This window comes from Arthrobacter sp. D1-29, assembly GCF_054130585.1.
Genome location: NZ_CP096383.1, coordinates 568,221 through 584,367 on the forward strand (window position 1 = coordinate 568,221; position 16,147 = coordinate 584,367).

General features: G+C 63.1%; 17 protein-coding genes. 10 read left to right on the forward strand and 7 right to left on the reverse strand.

Annotation, left to right across the window (positions count from 1 at the left end; genetic code table 11):
• Window positions 1–7 precede the first annotated feature (7 nt).
• Together M1E17_RS02700 and M1E17_RS02705 are read right to left on the reverse strand one after the other, a co-directional pair.
• On the reverse strand, window positions 8–268 hold the full coding sequence (locus M1E17_RS02700) for a hypothetical protein (RefSeq protein WP_457965284.1): 261 nt from the start codon (window positions 266–268) through the stop codon (window positions 8–10).
• Window positions 269–536: 268 nt separating this feature from the next.
• Complete coding sequence (locus tag M1E17_RS02705; protein WP_457965286.1) at window positions 537–968, reverse strand: response regulator transcription factor; 432 nt, start codon at window positions 966–968, stop codon at window positions 537–539.
• Between the two features lie 226 nt (window positions 969–1,194).
• Here M1E17_RS02705 and M1E17_RS02710 point away from each other — a divergent pair, with 226 nt between their 5' ends.
• The 6 genes from M1E17_RS02710 (at window position 1,195) to M1E17_RS02735 (ending at window position 6,006) form a co-directional block, all read left to right on the forward strand.
• Entirely contained in the window at window positions 1,195–1,623 is a 429-nt protein-coding gene (locus M1E17_RS02710; protein WP_457965287.1) for a hypothetical protein, read from the forward strand.
• Window positions 1,617–1,850, forward strand: a complete 234-nt coding sequence (locus M1E17_RS02715; RefSeq protein ID WP_066287424.1) for a helix-turn-helix transcriptional regulator — start codon at window positions 1,617–1,619, stop codon at window positions 1,848–1,850. The genes M1E17_RS02710 and M1E17_RS02715 overlap by 7 nt, the downstream gene beginning before the upstream one ends.
• Window positions 1,847–2,818 carry an NAD(P)-dependent alcohol dehydrogenase gene (locus M1E17_RS02720; RefSeq protein WP_457965289.1) on the forward strand — a complete coding sequence of 324 codons (972 nt, stop codon included), beginning with the start codon at window positions 1,847–1,849 and terminating at the stop codon, window positions 2,816–2,818. Before M1E17_RS02715 ends, M1E17_RS02720 begins: the two co-directional genes overlap by 4 nt.
• Before the next feature lie 135 nt (window positions 2,819–2,953).
• Window positions 2,954–3,631 carry a GntR family transcriptional regulator gene (locus M1E17_RS02725; RefSeq protein ID WP_457965291.1) on the forward strand — a complete coding sequence of 226 codons (678 nt, stop codon included), beginning with the start codon at window positions 2,954–2,956 and terminating at the stop codon, window positions 3,629–3,631.
• A gap of 142 nt (window positions 3,632–3,773) precedes the next feature.
• Entirely contained in the window at window positions 3,774–5,261 is a 1,488-nt protein-coding gene (locus tag M1E17_RS02730; RefSeq protein ID WP_457965293.1) for an NAD-dependent succinate-semialdehyde dehydrogenase, read from the forward strand.
• Window positions 5,262–5,499: 238 nt separating this feature from the next.
• Window positions 5,500–6,006: a GNAT family N-acetyltransferase gene (locus M1E17_RS02735; protein WP_457965294.1), complete on the forward strand. Its 507-nt coding sequence runs from the start codon at window positions 5,500–5,502 to the stop codon at window positions 6,004–6,006.
• Window positions 6,007–6,009: 3 nt separating this feature from the next.
• Here M1E17_RS02735 and M1E17_RS02740 read toward each other — a convergent pair whose 3' ends face one another.
• The gene (locus M1E17_RS02740; RefSeq protein WP_457965295.1) at window positions 6,010–6,948 is read right to left on the reverse strand and encodes a phosphotransferase family protein; all 939 of its coding nucleotides are present in this window, start codon (window positions 6,946–6,948) and stop codon (window positions 6,010–6,012) included.
• Between the two features lie 227 nt (window positions 6,949–7,175).
• Here M1E17_RS02740 and M1E17_RS02745 point away from each other — a divergent pair, with 227 nt between their 5' ends.
• The 4 genes from M1E17_RS02745 to M1E17_RS02760 all read left to right on the forward strand — a co-directional run bounded on the left by M1E17_RS02745 (window position 7,176) and on the right by M1E17_RS02760 (window position 11,897).
• Window positions 7,176–8,000 (forward strand): IclR family transcriptional regulator, encoded by an 825-nt coding sequence (locus M1E17_RS02745; RefSeq protein WP_457965297.1) that lies wholly within the window; start codon window positions 7,176–7,178, stop codon window positions 7,998–8,000.
• Window positions 8,001–8,206: 206 nt separating this feature from the next.
• Complete coding sequence (gene hutU / locus M1E17_RS02750; protein ID WP_457965298.1) at window positions 8,207–9,904, forward strand: urocanate hydratase; 1,698 nt, start codon at window positions 8,207–8,209, stop codon at window positions 9,902–9,904.
• Between the two features lies 1 nt (window position 9,905).
• A complete protein-coding gene (gene hutH, locus M1E17_RS02755) occupies window positions 9,906–11,498 on the forward strand; it encodes a histidine ammonia-lyase (RefSeq protein ID WP_457965299.1) in 1,593 nt (530 codons plus the stop codon).
• A gap of 162 nt (window positions 11,499–11,660) precedes the next feature.
• Window positions 11,661–11,897 (forward strand): hypothetical protein, encoded by a 237-nt coding sequence (locus M1E17_RS02760; RefSeq protein WP_457967955.1) that lies wholly within the window; start codon window positions 11,661–11,663, stop codon window positions 11,895–11,897.
• Window positions 11,898–12,019: 122 nt separating this feature from the next.
• Here the strand turns inward: M1E17_RS02760 and M1E17_RS02765 are convergent, their stop codons facing one another.
• The 4 genes from M1E17_RS02765 to M1E17_RS02780 form a co-directional block, all read right to left on the reverse strand.
• Entirely contained in the window at window positions 12,020–12,280 is a 261-nt protein-coding gene (locus M1E17_RS02765) for a hypothetical protein (protein ID WP_457965301.1), read from the reverse strand.
• Window positions 12,281–12,401: 121 nt separating this feature from the next.
• On the reverse strand, window positions 12,402–13,376 hold the full coding sequence (locus M1E17_RS02770) for a carbohydrate ABC transporter permease (protein WP_457965303.1): 975 nt from the start codon (window positions 13,374–13,376) through the stop codon (window positions 12,402–12,404).
• Window positions 13,373–14,263, reverse strand: coding sequence for a carbohydrate ABC transporter permease (locus M1E17_RS02775; RefSeq protein WP_457965305.1), 891 nt, complete (start codon window positions 14,261–14,263; stop codon window positions 13,373–13,375). The genes M1E17_RS02770 and M1E17_RS02775 overlap by 4 nt, the downstream gene beginning before the upstream one ends.
• 163 nt (window positions 14,264–14,426) lie before the next feature.
• Window positions 14,427–15,770 carry an ABC transporter substrate-binding protein gene (locus tag M1E17_RS02780; protein WP_457965307.1) on the reverse strand — a complete coding sequence of 448 codons (1,344 nt, stop codon included), beginning with the start codon at window positions 15,768–15,770 and terminating at the stop codon, window positions 14,427–14,429.
• Window positions 15,771–16,147 lie beyond the last annotated feature (377 nt).

Here is a 16,147-nt window from a genome sequence, read left to right on the forward strand (position 1 = left end):
GCAGGGCCTAGTCCAGGCGCTTCAGCTGCCGGTGGTCGTAGAAGATGATGCCGTGGCCGGTTTTCACACCTGCCGTGGTTCCGTTCAGCGAAACCACCACTCCTTCATGACGGCCGTTGAAAGGATCATCCCCAACAACCGACTCACCGATCTTGTACGGACAGGAAGGGCTTGGAACCGCTCGCATGCGGTTCCAGGCCTTTTCCACCAGGCCCGCCGGCTTTGCCTTGGATTGTTCACGGACAGGATTCCGGGCAGCTTTAGCCATGGATACCACTCCTTCAGGGCGACATATCGTCGCTCACTGGCGGTGCAGGTGCCGGAACGCACCCAGCTGAGGACGGTCCTCCTAATTCCGGCTGGCACCTACAAGCAATGTACCGGCAAATCACATCAGTAACACCAATAACATCTACCCCAATTTTCCCACTGGTGTACTGATATCAGGGGCAAAGGAGTACTCATTTTTGCCGTGCCGGCTACTTGCGGCCGGGCGGCTGATGCGACTGTCTGCAGCGGATTGAACTAAGCCTGGGTTAAAGACCTGACGCTGACGTGAGATTGGCTGGAGCAGGACGGTTCGGCTTGTCCTGGGCTGGGGCAGGGGCGGCGCACAGCAGCTCTGCGACTTCTGCCAGCTCCTTCGGCCGGAAGGGCTTGGTCAAGTAGGCTGCGGCGCCGGAGGCCATTCCTGCCAGCAGATCGTCAGAGTCGGATCTGGCCGTGAGGAACAACAGCGGAGCGTTGGTCAGTTCGCGAAGGGCTTGCGCCACCACGTGGCCGTCAGCATCAGGCAGGCCGAGGTCCAGCGTGATTAGAGAAAGGGATGGATCAGCTGCGGCAGCGATGGCCTCAGCCCCCGTGCCCACCGCCAGCACCTCGAACCCTGCCCGGGTCAGGACCAGCGTGATCAGTCCCCGGATGTCCTCGTCATCCTCGATGACAAGACAGACACGTCGATTTTCCATACCAGCCCCCCGGCCCTTTACTGCAACCAGTTTAGAGCCGCCTGCGGCAGCGCGGGCCAATTCTTCCCAGAATGAACAAAATCTCCTCCTGACCTGGACCTCAGCGGTTGAGCCGGCCTCCAATGTGGGAGCTTGTGGATTGCTTGCCAGGGTCTAGAACTATTGACACTATGTCAAAGGTTCTTTACCTTGGAGATGTCAGCTTTGTTTTACATCGGGAGTCAAAATGTCCTATGAGGAAAAGAGTGCCTGGATCATGGGTGTGGTGGCGGTGGGCTCCTATGGCATTTACCTCGCCATCATCCTGGGCCAGGCCGGAAGCTCGCCCCTCACCGACGTCGCGTATGTCTCGCCTCTGTTGTGGACGGTCGGTGCCTCCATCCTGACGTCCATTGCGCTGCATGCCGTAATGGGCATTTCGGCGCCCAAGGAGGCGGGCAGGAAGGACCAGCGTGACAGGGAAATCTATCGGTTCGGCGAGTACATCGGGCAGTCGTTTGTGGTGATCGGCGGAGTGGCGGCACTGCTGATGGCCATGGCTGAACTGGACCACTTTTGGATTGCCAACGTGATCTACCTGACCTTCGTCCTCTCGGCCATCCTGGGCGCCGTGGCGAAGATTGTCGCCTATCGGAGGGGATTCCAGCCGTGGTGAAGCCTACGCGGGTGACCAACTCCATCCGCCGGCTGCGGTTTGAGCGCGGCGAAATGACGCAGGCCGAGCTTGCCGAGCGGGTGGGCGTGACCCGGCAGACCGTCATCGCCATCGAGCAGGGCCGGTATTCACCGTCCCTGGAGATGGCCTTCCAGATAGCCCATGTCCTGAGCGTTCCGCTCGAGGACGTGTTCCAGTACCCGCACCACGAAGGAGACGCATCATGAAAGCTATCGTGCAGGACATCTACGGATCCGCGGACGTGCTCACGCTTCGCGATATCGACAAACCAACGGCAGGCGACGGTGAGGTCCTCATCCAGGTCCGTGCCGCCGGCGTCGACCAGGGAGTGTGGCATCTCATGACCGGACTGCCGTACCTGGTCAGGGTGTTTGGCTACGGCCTCAAAAAGCCCAAGGTCCCTGTCCGGGGACGGGATGTGGCAGGTGTGGTGGAGGCCGTGGGAAACGGCGTAACCCGATTCCAGCCAGGTGATGAGGTATTTGGCACCTGCGAGGGATCATTCGCCGAATACGCCTGCGCCAAGGAGGGCAGGCTGGCACTCAAGCCGGCCAATCTCACGTTCGAACAGGCTGCAGCCGTGCCCATTTCCGGGGGCACTGCACTGCAGGCGGTACGCGATGCGGGGCAGGTGACGGCTGGCCAAAGCGTGCTGGTGATCGGCGCAGCAGGCGGGGTGGGCTCGTTCGCGGTCCAGCTGGCCAAGGCCTTCGGTGCCGAGGTCACCGGCGTCTGCAGCGGTGCAAAGGCGGACCTGGTCCGGTCTTTGGGCGCCGACCAGGTGATCGACTACACGCGGGACGATTTCGCGGCCACAGGGCAGCGCTATGACGTCATCCTCGACACCGCCGGTAACAGGCCCCTGTCAGTGCTGCGGCAGGCACTCGCCCCTGAGGGGACCCTGGTGATCGTGGGCGGGGAGGGCGGCGGCCAACTCACCGGAGGGTTTGAGCGGTCCCTTGGCGCTGCGCTGCTCACGCCGTTCGTGGGCCAGAAGCTCAAGGGGCTCGTGGCAGGGGAGAATCACCAGGACCTTGAGTACCTGGCGTCACTGATCGAGACCGGCAGGGTGAAGCCGGCCATCGATACTGTCTACCCTTTGGCTGAAGCAGCGGCCGCCATTGACCATGTCCACGAAGGCAGGGCCAGGGGCAAGGTTGTGGTCAGCGTCTGAGCATGGGTTTACTATGGGTAACAATCGATTGTTGACTGTTTACACTCTACCGCCTAGAGTTGTTTGAAAAGCCAGGCGGGGCGGCATCCGGCCGGCAATGGCGGACAGAAGCCTTAGTCAGAAGGGGGAGCGCGCATGAGCCTCGGGAACGGCGCCATCAAGCTCCAGTCAAAAGTGACCGCAGACCTCATTGCCGAGTATCTGCGTGAGCGGATCCTGGACGGGACCTTCGCACCCTCAACGAACATCAACGAAGTGCAACTGGCCGCCCATTTGAACATCAGCCGGGGGCCACTGCGCGAAGCCGTCCAACGGCTGGTGCAGGAGGGACTCCTTGTGAGCACCCGCAACTACGGCACCTCCGTTGTTGACCTGGGCCCTGAGGACATTGAGGACATCTATAAGGCGCGGGTCGCGATTGAGCTGGAGGCAGGCCGGCTGGTCCTCCAGCAGGACACTGCCGCCCTGGCCGCCGAGCTGGACGTCATCCTGGAACGCATGCACGATGCCTTGGACGGGGACAGGTGGCAGGACGTGGCCACCGCGGACCTGACATTCCACCAAACCATCGTGCGGGCCACCCTCAGCCCCCGGCTGGACAGGATGTTTTCCACCCTGGCGGCTGAGACCCTGCTGTGCGTTCGCCAGTTCCGCTACATCCACGAACGCAAGGAAATCGTCCTGGAACAGCACCGCCGTCTCCAGGAACTTATCCAGGCGCGGGATGAAACCGGCTATCTCACCGAAATCGAATGGCACCTCAAAAAGTCGGTGCCCATGTTGGAAGCAGCCCGAAAACAATCGAGCTCCTGATCCCGACGCCCCACGCTCCACGACGGCCGCGCCCCCAGCCGCCGTATGTTGGCCATTGCCCCTTCAACCGCCCGAACCTCCCAGCCGCCCGAACCCTATTTGCCGCCGCTATTGAGCAAGTCATTACCGAAAGAGAGAACCGATGAGCCTCATTTCACCAGTTACTACGCCGTTGATCGCGGCGGACCCGGACAGCCTCCGCCACGCGGATGCAGTCATCAAGTCCATCAACCTTCCCGGCCAGGGAATCGCAGTCCAGGACCCCGCCACGGCTGAGACCATCGCCCACGTACCCGACGCTGACGTTGAGGCTGCACTGGAAGCTGTGGGAAAGGCCGATGAAGCCGGAGCTGCCTGGGCCAAGACCAGCCTTCGTCAGCGCGCGGATGTGCTGCACGCCTGGTACGACAAGCTCGTTGCCCACACCGAGGATCTCGCGCACCTGATTTCGCGCGAAATGGGCAAGCCGCTCGCCGAGGCCCGCGGCGAGGTCAAGTATGGTACCGACTTCGTCCGCTGGTACGCCGAAGAGGCTGTGCGCCCTGCCGGAAACTTCCGGGACACCCCCGACGGCGGGGCGAGCCTTCTGACCCGCCGTTCGCCCGTTGGCCTGGCGGTGCTGATCACGCCCTGGAACTTCCCCCTGGCCATGGCAACGCGAAAGATCGCTCCGGCGCTGGCAGCGGGATGCCCGGTCGTGATCAAGCCTGCCACCCTGACGCCCCTGACAACGTACTTCGCTGTCCAGCTCGCCATCGAGGCAGGGGTGCCTGAAGACCTGATCCAGGTCATCACCACCTCAAAGTCGGGGGCCTTTAGCGAAGCTGTCCTGCTTGACCCCAGGGTCCGGAAGGTTTCCTTCACCGGGTCAACGCCGGTGGGCCGTCAGCTCCTGCAGCTTGCGTCCCGGAATGTACTGCGCAGCTCGATGGAGCTTGGCGGCAACGCCCCGCTCCTGGTCTTCAACGACGCCGATCTGCAGCGGGCCGTGGAGGGAACGTTTGCCGCGAAGCTGCGCAACGGCGGACAGTCCTGCATCGGGGCCAACCGGATTTACGTCCAGGACGGGATCGCCGATGACTTCGTGGCCGCACTCACCGAACGCTTCGCCCAGATTCAGGTGGGAAGCGGCCTCGGAAAGCAGACCGGGCTCGGTGCCCTGATTGATGACCGTGCAGTGGCTCAAATGCAGGCGTACACCGAGAACGCCGTGAGCCTGGGTGCCACCCTGCTGACCGGCGGCCACGGCTACGACTCGGCCGGCAACTTCTTCGCCCCCACCGTCCTGGACCGGGTCACGGAAGATTCCGACGTTGCCCAGTCCGAGATCTTCGGCCCCATCGCCGCAATCCAGCGCTTCAGCACCGAAGCCGAAGCCATCAGCCGGGCCAACGCCACGGAATTCGGCCTCGCCGGCTATGTCTTCACCGAGAACCTGGACCGCGCGCTTAATGTCGCCGATCGTCTGGAGACCGGCATCGTGGGAATCAACCAGGGTGTACCGTCCAACGCCGGCGCCCCCTTCGGAGGCATCAAGCAGTCAGGCCTCGGGCGCGAAGGAAGCGCCGAAGGCCTGGAAGAGTACGAAAACATCCGCTTCTACAACGTCGCCCGCCGCGACACCGCCTAAGAACCACCCACACAACAGAACCACAGAACCACCCGCACAACAGAACCACCCGCACAGCAGAACCACCCGTACGACGGCGGCGCCCCCGCCGCTGTCATGGCACCCACCACGGTGCCGTGGCAGCGGAGGTATGACGCCGCCGTCGTGCGTTAAACCGTCGTCGTTTCGGTTAAGCCGCCATTGGAGGTTAAATGCGGCGGAGCCAAGGGCGGCTTTAATCCGGTAATAGCATGGGCGGATGATGAGCATCGTTTCTGCAGACTTGGCCGACGGGGAGACCGGGCGGCGGCTGGGTGGGCTGCTGCACTCCTATCACCGGCAAACGGAGCTGGAGAAGGCGGCCAACGGGGTTGGATCGCTGACCGGGGACGGCCTCCTGCCGGCGAAGTACCAGCAGGAGATCGACTGCCCTGCGGTGGCGTTCGCGTCGTCACGGGTCTTCATGGCGCAGCAGGATGGCCGGCCCGTTGGCATGGTGGTCCTCACTCCTGCGGGCGGTTCGGCCAGCGAGGTGAAGAGGCTTTGGGTGGAACCGTCGCTCCGCGGTGCCGGAGTGGGATCGGCGCTGCTGAACGAGGCCATCCTCGCCGCCCAGGCAGATAACGCTGAAACGGTGCGCCTTACGGTCTGGGAATGGCGCGAACCCGCCGTGCGGTCCTACCTCCGCCTCGGATTTCGGCTGGTTCCGTCCTGGGAGGAGCGTGCGGCCCTGCAATGCATGGAGCTGCGGCTGCCGGCCCGGTGACGGCTACAGCTGCAGCCGCTCCCGGAGCCACCGGATGACCGCTTCGCCTTGCCGCTGCTGAAAAGCGCGGAGAGTGGGGAGCCCCGGCGGCGGAGGTTGCCGGGCGGCGTCAACCAAGTATGCAGCCAAGCCGGCGAGGACCCTGTTAATGCTGTCAGCGTCGCTGGAGGCAAAAACATCGTGGGACCGGAGCACAGAATCGGCGTCGTAAGCGGAATCGAACACGCGCACGTTGATCAGGACCGTCAGCGCGTCCATCCAGGCCGAGCCGATGGATGCCCAGGGCCAGTCCACCAGGACAGCGCCCTTCGCGGTGATAAGGACATTGTCGGCGCGGACGTCAGTGTGCACCAGGGAGCCGCCGGCCAGGTCCGTCAGCCCGGCCTCCGCCAGCTCCTCCAGGACGTCCAAGTTCCCGAGGATCCAGGGATCGAAGTGCTCCGGGATGTCCGATCTGAGCCGGCTCCAGCCACGGAACGCTTCATCCAGTCCTTCCTCAAGCCTGGGCAGGTGTTCCAGTTCAGGCGGGACCGGTGCCCGGGCAATGTCCGCCAGGGCATCAAGGACAAGGAGCACGTCCTGGGTGCGCCACGGGACCTGCGGGTGCCGGCCTTCAACATCGCTCAGGACAAGTGCAACCCAGTCGCCGTCGTCAAAGGTTCCGATCAGTGACGGAGCAGGCAGGCCGTCCGGCAGCGCGGCGGCAACCGCCGCTTCCTTCCGATGGATCCCCGGCGACTGCTCATTCAGCTGGCGCCCGACTGCTTTCACGAACGCCCTGCCGCCTGCCGCTGTGCGCACCCTGTCCGCGGTGCCCGGAGAAAACCCTCCCTGCTGGCCCGATGCCTCCACCACCGGTGAGCCAAGAATTTCTTCAATTCCTGCCCGCACCTGGACAGGCAGATCCGTCCAGCTGATGCGGGGGCTCCATTCCGGTTGCATGCGCTCCAGCCTAGGGCAGAGAGGCAACGCCACGGTGAATCCCCGCCGGGAGGAGGCCGAAGTAGCCCATCCAAGGTATCTGGTATCCCGGACAGCGAAGTGTTTGGATTGACTGAAGAGGCGGCCGTGGCGGGCAGGGTTTAAGGTGCGGGTGCCTGCACGGGGTCCCAGACAAACGAGGTTTCCGGCCTTTCGGCGCCTCGAAGCAACAATCAAAGGAGAATCGGGTGGCAGGCAGGGAGCCGGTGAACGGCGCAGCGCGGACCGCAACAAAGGTGGCCTCGAAAGTCCCTGCCGCCGAGAATACCTTGCGCATCCTCAAACTGTTGGCCTCCCGCAGGGGCCCCATGGCGGCGTCGAGCATTGCCACCGCCCTGGGACTGCCGCGTTCCAGCGTCTACCACCTCCTGGGTGTGATGGAGGTGAACGGGTTTGTGCTGCATCTGCACGAGGAACAGCGCTACGGATTGGGGATCAGTGCCTTCGAACTGAGCTCCGCCTACTCCCGTCAGGAGCCTTTGTCCCGCCTGGGCCGGCCGTTGTTGGCGTCCCTGGTGGACGTGATCGGCGAGAGCGCGCACTTGGCTGTGCTGCATGGCCGGGACGTGCTCTACATCGTGGAGGAGCGGGCCAAGAACCGCCCCTCCCTTGTTACCGACGTTGGCGTCCGGCTGCCCAGCCACCTGACTGCCAGCGGCCGGGCCATCCTCGCCGCGCTGCCCAAGTCGCAGGTGCGGGCGCTGTACCCGAACGCCGCCGCGTTCACCTCGCGGCATGAGGTGGAGGGCGCCATCATGAAGTACTCGGCGCTGTCCTCGCACCTGGACCAGGTCCGGCAGCGCGGGTATGCAACAGAGCACGGTGAAGTGACGCCCGGTTTTGGCTCCATTGCCGCCGCCGTGACGGACCACGTGGGATGGCCGACGGCGGCAGTCGCGGTGACGTTCCTGGAGGACAAACTGCCCGCTGACCAGTGGCCGGCGCTCGCAGCCAGGGTGCAGAAGGTGGCCGATGAGCTCTCGGTCCGGATTCACGGCCGCCCCGCCAAATAGGCAGTCCCCTACCCCCGGTTGCTCTATCACTTATGGCTCCCATTCCACCCGAATAGGGACCACAACTGATAGAGCAACGAAGAGCGGGTGAGTGTCTGGAATACCGGACAGCACCCATCTGAAAGGCCTGTTTGCGGCGCCGGTGAGGGGCTTTAGTTGATACAGAACCACTATTCCGAACAGCACAAGCAAAGAAGGAGCCCCTCATGGCACCCGCCGATTTCACCACCGGTGCCCGCCCGGTCAAAGCAGCCCGCGGCACCGAGCTCACCGCCAAGAGCTGGCAGACGGAAGCCCCGCTGCGCATGCTGATGAACAACCTGGACCCCGAGGTCGCCGAACGCCCGGACGACCTGGTTGTCTATGGCGGCACCGGCCGGGCTGTGCGTTCCTGGGCCGCGTTTGATGCGATCACCCGAACCCTGGAAACCATGGAAAAGGACGAGACCCTCCTGGTCCAGTCCGGCAAGCCGGTGGGAGTGTTCCGCACCAACGAGTGGGCACCCCGGGTGCTGCTGGCCAACTCCAACCTGGTGGGTGACTGGGCCAACTGGCCCGAGTTCCGCCGCCTGGAGGCCGAGGGCCTGATGATGTACGGCCAGATGACCGCCGGCTCCTGGATCTACATCGGCACCCAGGGCATCCTGCAGGGCACCTTCGAGACCTTCGCCGCGATCGCCCGCAAGCTCACCGGGGACGAGAACGGCACCCTGGCCGGAACCCTGACCCTCACCGGCGGCTGCGGCGGCATGGGCGGCGCCCAGCCCCTCGCCGTGACACTGAACGACGGCGCCTGCCTGATCGTCGACGTCGACGAAACCCGCCTCCGCCGCCGCGCCGGCAAGCGCTACCTCGACGAGGTGGAAACAGACCTCGACGCCGCCATCGCCAAGGTGCAGAAAGCCAAGGAAGAGCGCCGCGGCTGGTCAGTGGGCTACGTGGGCAACGCCGCCGAAGTGTTCCCGGAGATCCTGCGCCGCCATAACGCCGGTGAGCTCACTGTGGACATCGTCACGGATCAGACCTCTGCCCACGATCCGCTGAGCTACCTCCCCGAGGGCATTTCGGTGGAGGACTGGCACCGGGAAGCCGAGGCTGATCCCGAAGGCTTCACCAAAAAGGCCCAGGCATCCATGGCCCGGCACGTCCAGGCCATGGTGGAATTCCAGGACGCCGGCGCCGAGGTCTTCGACTACGGCAACTCCATCCGGGACGAAGCCCGGAAGGGCGGCTACAACCGCGCGTTCGAATTCCCCGGCTTTGTTCCCGCCTACATCCGCCCGCTGTTCTGCGAGGGCCTGGGCCCGTTCCGCTGGGTGGCACTGTCCGGGGACCCCGAAGATATCCGGGTCACCGATGAGGCCATCAAGGAGCTGTTCCCGGAGAACAAGCACCTACACCGCTGGATTGACGCCGCCCAGGAACGGGTGGAGTTCGAAGGACTGCCGGCCCGGATCTGCTGGCTGGGCTACGGCGACCGCGCCAAGGCCGGCCTGCTCTTCAACCAGCTCGTCAAAGAGGGCAAGGTCAAGGCCCCCATCGTGATCGGCCGCGACCACCTGGACTCCGGCTCCGTGGCCTCCCCTTACCGGGAAACCGAAGCCATGGCAGACGGCTCCGATGCCATCGCCGACTGGCCCATGCTCAACGCCCTGCTCAACACCGCCTCCGGAGCCACGTGGGTCTCCCTCCACCATGGCGGCGGCGTCGGCATCGGCCGTTCCATCCACGCCGGCCAGGTCTCAGTGGCCGACGGCACCGACCTCGCCGCCCAAAAACTCGAACGCCTGCTCACCAACGATCCCGGCATGGGCGTCATCCGGCACGCCGACGCCGGCTACGACCGCGCGCTCGATGTCGCCAAGGAACGCGGCGTTCGCATCCCGATGAAGGAACAGAAATAAAATGAGCACCATTACCCACGAACCGCTCACCGTCACCCTCGGCTCCAGCGGCGTCACACCCGAGGACGTTGTCGCCGTCGCACGCCACAACGCCAAGGTGGCCATCTCCCAGGAAGCCCTGAACACGGTGGCCAAAGTCCGCGCGCACATCGATGGCCTTGCCTCCAGCGACGTCCCGGCGTATGGCATCTCCACCGGCTTCGGTGCGTTGGCGAACAGGCACATCCCCAATGAGCTCCGCACACAGCTGCAGAAGTCGCTCATCCGCAGCCACGCAGCAGGCATGGGCCCGGCTGTGGAGCGCGAGGTGGTGCGTGGCATCATGTTCCTCCGCGCCAAGACGCTGGGTTCCGGCCGCACGGGAGTCCGTCCCGTGGTCCTGCAGACCATGGTTGACGTCCTCAATGCCGGCATCACGCCCGTGGTACGCGAGTTTGGCTCGCTGGGCTGCTCCGGTGACCTCGCCCCGCTGTCCCACTGCGCCCTGGTGCTGATGGGGGAGGGCGAAGCTGAAGGGCCCGACGGCGTGACCTACGGTGGCCGGGGCGAGGCGCCGGTGGCAGAGCTGCTCGCCGCACACGGCATTGAGCCCGTCACCCTCGCGGAAAAGGAAGGCCTGGCGCTGGTCAACGGCACCGAAGGCATGCTTGGCATGCTCCTGATGGCCATCGCAGACATCCGGCAGTTGCTGACGACGGCGGACATCACGGCCGCCATGAGTGTTGAGGCGCTGCTCGGCACGGATCAGGTATTCCTGCCCGAGCTCCATGCCGCACTCCGTCCGCATCCGGGCCAGGCAGCCAGCGCGGACAACATGCTGCGGGTGCTCTCGAATTCGCCCATTGTGGCCTCGCACCGGGTGGGCGACTCGAAAGTCCAGGACGCCTACTCGCTGCGCTGCGCACCGCAGGTGGCCGGCGCCGTCCGGGATACCGTTGACCATGCCGCGCTGGTGGCCTCCCGGGAACTCGCGGCGGCAATCGACAACCCTGTGGTCCTGCCGGACGGCCGGGTGAGCTCCAACGGCAACTTCCACGGCGCCCCCGTTGGCTACGTACTGGACTTCCTGGCCATTGCGGTGGCGGACCTGAGCTCCATTGCCGAGCGCAGGACGGACCGGATGCTGGACCCGGCACGTTCGCACGGCCTCCCCGCCTTCCTGGCTGCGGATCCCGGCGTGGATTCGGGAATGATGATCGCGCAGTACACCCAGGCAGGCTTGGTTTCGGACAACAAGAGGCTGGCTGTTCCGGCCTCCGTTGACTCCATCCCCAGCTCCGCGATGCAGGAGGACCACGTGTCCATGGGCTGGCACGCTGCCCGGAAGCTGCGCAAGGCCGTGGAGAACCTGCGCCGTGTCCTGGCCATCGAACTGGTCACCTCCGCCCGTGCCATCGACATCCGCACCCAGCTCTCCGGCGGGGAGCTCACCCCCGGACCAGCCGGCGCCGCAGTTATCGCCACGCTCCGTTCCGTGGTGGAAGGCCCCGGAACCGACCGGTACCTGTCCCCGGAACTGGAAACGGCTGACCGCTTGGTGGCGTCGGGGGAGGTGCGGGCGGCTGCCGAATCCGCCGTCGGCGTCCTCTCCTAAAAGGGAATAATCTTCAGTCTGGCTTACTATTTTTGCGGCCTCTCGAAATATGTGTCGACACGGTCGAGGAGTGCACGCGAAGTGTAGTAGAACTGAAGGTGTAGTGAAAGTCACATCAAAGAGGCTGTGACGCAGAACGTATACAAAGGGGTAGAAGTTCAAATGAAAGCACGTGGGGCAGTCTTATCGAGGCGAAACGCCCATCCGGCCACCATTTCAGACTGGGGAACCCTCAGCCCTGGAGATCGGGTGGAGATCATCAAGCATGCGCATGTCATCGCAACGGGTGAAGTGGAAGAGGTGTCAAAGAGCGGGAACGTGCTGTGGCTTGTGCCGGCCAGCCCGTCCGAAAAGCAGCTCTTCCTGAAATCCGATGGCGTGCAGGTGCGCAGGAGCTAACCCCAAAACGCAGTTACGCCGACGCGAAGAAGTCCCCGCCGTCGGGCATCCCTTCACCTGGAAGGGAAGCCCGACGGCGGGGACTTCTGCTTGTGCCGGAACGGCACCTGATGTGACGGCTCTTAGGCGGCGAAGTTCTCGTACGTCTCGCCGAAAGGCACTGAGTCATCCAGTGCCACAATGTAGGGCCCCGGGTGCAGCCGGGTGACAAGGATGCCACACGCGGCGTCCTTGGCGGCTGTCTCGATCAGTGTGGCAACAGCGTTGTCCAGGCCTTCGTGCATCTCGTCCGCGCTGGAAAAGCGCAGGTCGATGGAGCGAAGTTCCCGTGCCTCCGCGGCCGGCGAAGCAGCCGGGGGACATTCCAATAGGGCGGTGTTCATGTGCTGGACTTTCTGTGATTCGGGCCGGAGAGCTTCCCTAGTCTACCGGCTGTGACGTTGCGGGAGGTCATTTGACTGGCGCTTGGGCGGCAGGAGGTGTAATGGGAGGTCCTCGCTCGAGTTATTTGAGGCTGCCCATGGCGACGCCGGAGCGCCAGTAGCGCTGCATTGCCACCATCAGGATCACCATGGGAATCGTGGCCACCAACGAGCCGGTAATGACCATTCCGGTGAGGTCTACCGTGGAATCCGTGCCACGCTGCAGCCAGGAATACAGGCCCAGCATCACAGGCCATTTGTCCGCTCCGCGCAGGAACACCATCGGGCCGAAGAAGGCGTTCCAGGAGCCCACGAAGTGCAGGAGGAAGATGGTGGCGCCGGCTGTGGTCAGGAGGCGGAACGCAATCTGGAAGAAGATCCGGTATTCGCCAGCCCCGTCAATCCGGGCCGCTTCAAGGAGCTCGCTCGGGACTGCCCCTTCGGTGTAAATCTTAGCCAAATACACCGCGAAGGGGCTGAAGAACGCGGGGATGATCATGGCCCAGATGGTGTCGTAGAACCCGATCTGCACGAATAGCAGATAGGACGGAATGGTGAGCAGGGCGCCGGGAATGAGGAATGAGCCGATAATAAAGCCCATGGTGGTGCCCTTGCCCCGGAAGGAGTACATGGCCAGCCCATACCCCGCAGCCAGCGAGACCAGGGTATGGCCAATGGAACCGGCAAAGGCATAGAGCGTGGAGTTCCACATCCAGACTCCGAAGATGCCGTCCTGGTAGGTGAAGAGGGAGGACAAATTGTCGAACAGGCTGAAGTTCGCAAACCACATGGCGTCTGTGGTGTACAGATCTTCTTTGGTCTTGGTTGACGAAACGATCAGCCACCATGCCGGACCTATGGAATACAGGGCAAAAAGCACCAGTCCTATGATGACAATCAGACGGGAACCTCCACGCTTGCCCGACAGTTGGGTGGAGTCACCGGCCTCTTCTGCTTTTCTTTGCAGCCGCCGTTGCTGCCGGCTGGCCTTGGGGTCCCTCTTTCGGGTGTCTTCTTCAGGCCCGGCGGTCTTGGAGGGGATTGAAGTGAGGGTCATGAGTCGACCTTTTTCGTCAGACGGTAGATGAGCACTGAAGCTACCCCCACCACGGCGGCGAGGATGATGGACTGGGCGGCCGCGTAGTTGAGGTTTCCAACCTGGAAAGCCTGGTTGAAGATCACCATGCTGGGTGTGAAGTCCTTCGTGATGGTTTCCGGAGAGATGGACCTGAAGAGCGTTGGCTCAGCGAAGATCTGCAGCGTCCCGATGATCGCGAGCAACCCGGTCAACACCAGGGACGTCTGAACATAGGGCACCTTGATGGACATGGCAATGCGGAACTCGGAAGCCCCGTCAACCCTGGCGGCATCAAATATTTCCCGGGGGACCGCCTGCAGTGCCCCGTAGAGGATCAGCATGTTGAAGCCGATGGCGCCCCACACTGAGAGGTTGCCAATGGAAACCCAAATCATCTCGCCGCTGAAGAAGTCAACATCCAGGCCGAAGAATTTCAGCACGGGCGTCAAAGGGCCCACGATGGGGCTGTAGAGGTAGATCCAGATCATCGTGGCCACAATCCCCGGAATCATGTAGGGCACCAGCAGGATCAGCCGGAACCTGTTGGCCACCCGCCGTTGTACGGCATCAATGAGCAGGGCAAGCGTCAGGCTGACCACTTGCGTCACCGGGACGATCACCACTGCATAAATACTGACCCGGAGCATCGATTCCCAAAAAACCACGTCCGCGAGTCCACGGGCAAAGTTGTCAAAGCCGGCGAAACTGATGGTTGGGGCGCCGAATCCAAGCCCAGTGGTCTTTGAGGCGTACAGGCTCTGGGCCAGTCCGACCACCACGGGAAGAAGGGTAAAAATGGCGAAGCCAATCACGAACGGCCAGGTGAACGAGGCACCCTTGATGCGCTGGATACTCCGCCAGGACAAGAGGGGAGACGCTGGGCTCCCTTTCGCCCGTGACTGCCTGGCCGGCCCCTGATTGCGGCCACCGTGGCTTTCACGAACTTGAGTTGTGGAAGACATCAGCGTCTCCTCTCTGTTGTAGAACTGCTGCTGTTGAACCGCTGTTTACTGCTAAGAGCCTGGCAGGCTACTTGCTGACCTCGTACTTGATGCCCTTGCTGTCAAGGTCCTTGGTGATGAAGGTCTGGACGTTGGACATGGCCTCCTTCAGGGTGATCTGCTTGGCCATGGCCTTGCCCCACTGGTCCTGCATCTCGGGGAACCAGGCATCGTAGTTGGGACCGCGCTCGAACTTGCCCACGGCGGCGCCCTGGGCCTTGGTAATGACCTTGCCTATCTCGGCAGCCGGCTGGGCCCCGAATATCTTCTGGGGGACCACTGCGTCAGTGTATTCAGACACATCAGCAAGGTGGGCGGGAACTCCGATTGACCCGGTTTTCTTGTTTCTGCCTGCTTCTATGGCTTCCTTGGAGCTGGCGGCCCAATGGACGTATTCGATGGCAGCGGCGGGGTTTTCGCAGCCCACCGGAACGAAGCCGGGATCTGCCATGCCGGAGCTGACAAATTCTTTGGCATCCTTGAACTGCGGCACGTCAACTGCCTTCCACTGTCCGAGGGATGCTTTGAAGTTGGTCTCGTATCCGGCCATCGACCACCATGCCAGAGGAACCGTGGCAAGCTGGCCACTGTCAAAGTAGGAGTACAGGGCGGGCCTGTCCTGGTAGGTCTGGTGGGCTACCAGGTCGTTGTCCACCATCTGCTGGATGATGTCCACAGCCTTCATGGTGGCGTCGTCCTGGAGGTTGACTTTCCACTTGTCGCCATCGATCTCAAACCAGCTGGCGCCGGCCTGCTGTGACATTTGCAGAAGGGTTGAGGGGTCTTCGCCGGCAAGGTTCATGACCGTCACACCGTGCTTCTTGAGCTCCTTGCCGGTGGTGACGAACTCTTCCCACGTTTTCGGAACGGCCAGTCCGTACTTCTCATAAACGGCCATGTTGGCCATCATGAACGTTGCCGAGGGTCCCGCCGGGAAGCCGAAGAACTTACCCTCAACCTGTGCCGCCGACTGTGCGCCCTTGCTGTAAGTGTCCTTGATCGGCTCTACATACTGGGTGATGTCCTGGGCCCAGCCGTTGACAAGCGTGGTGGCCATGGGGCCGATGCCCGGCAAGTAGCAGGGGATGTCCTTCTTCGACTCCATGACGTTCCTGAAGTTCGTCTGGGTGGCCTTGAGGCTGGCCTGGAGAACGTAGTTGACCGTGATCTTGTCCTGGCTGGCATTGAACGCTGCGACGACGTTCGGCGTGGATTCGGCGTCCCACCCCCAAACGTCGATGGTGACCGGGCCGGCGTCCGCTGCGGGAGCTGCGGGGGGCGTCGAGGCGCTGCCGCAGCCGGCAAGGAGGCCGATTGCTGCAACCGCGGCCGAGATCGACAGCGCTTTCCGCTTGGTGTTTTTCAGGCTCATCTGTTCACTTCCTTGTGGTATTTCTTGCTAGTGGAGACTTGTCGCGGGATGGTTTCGTCCGGCAACTGGCCTGCCGCCCCGCCACTCTGGTTTCAAGTACTGGGGAAAACGTTATCCTTGCGCTGATACTGTCACGTGATGGCCCCCACATTCAAGACCTGAAGCCTAGTTTCTTTTCCTGCCAGGCGTCATTCGCCCTTTATTCAGGAAATCGTTATCCTTATGGGTTGCCAAGTATGGCTGCGCGGCAGAAACGGGGGTAACTTCGTAGCCTTCCCCTCTTGATCACGCGTCATCCTTCAAAGCACCATCAAGAGGGAAACCCGTCCTAGTCAAGAGAGGGCAGGCGCATGACCGGGCTGCAGGGCCTGGGGGCC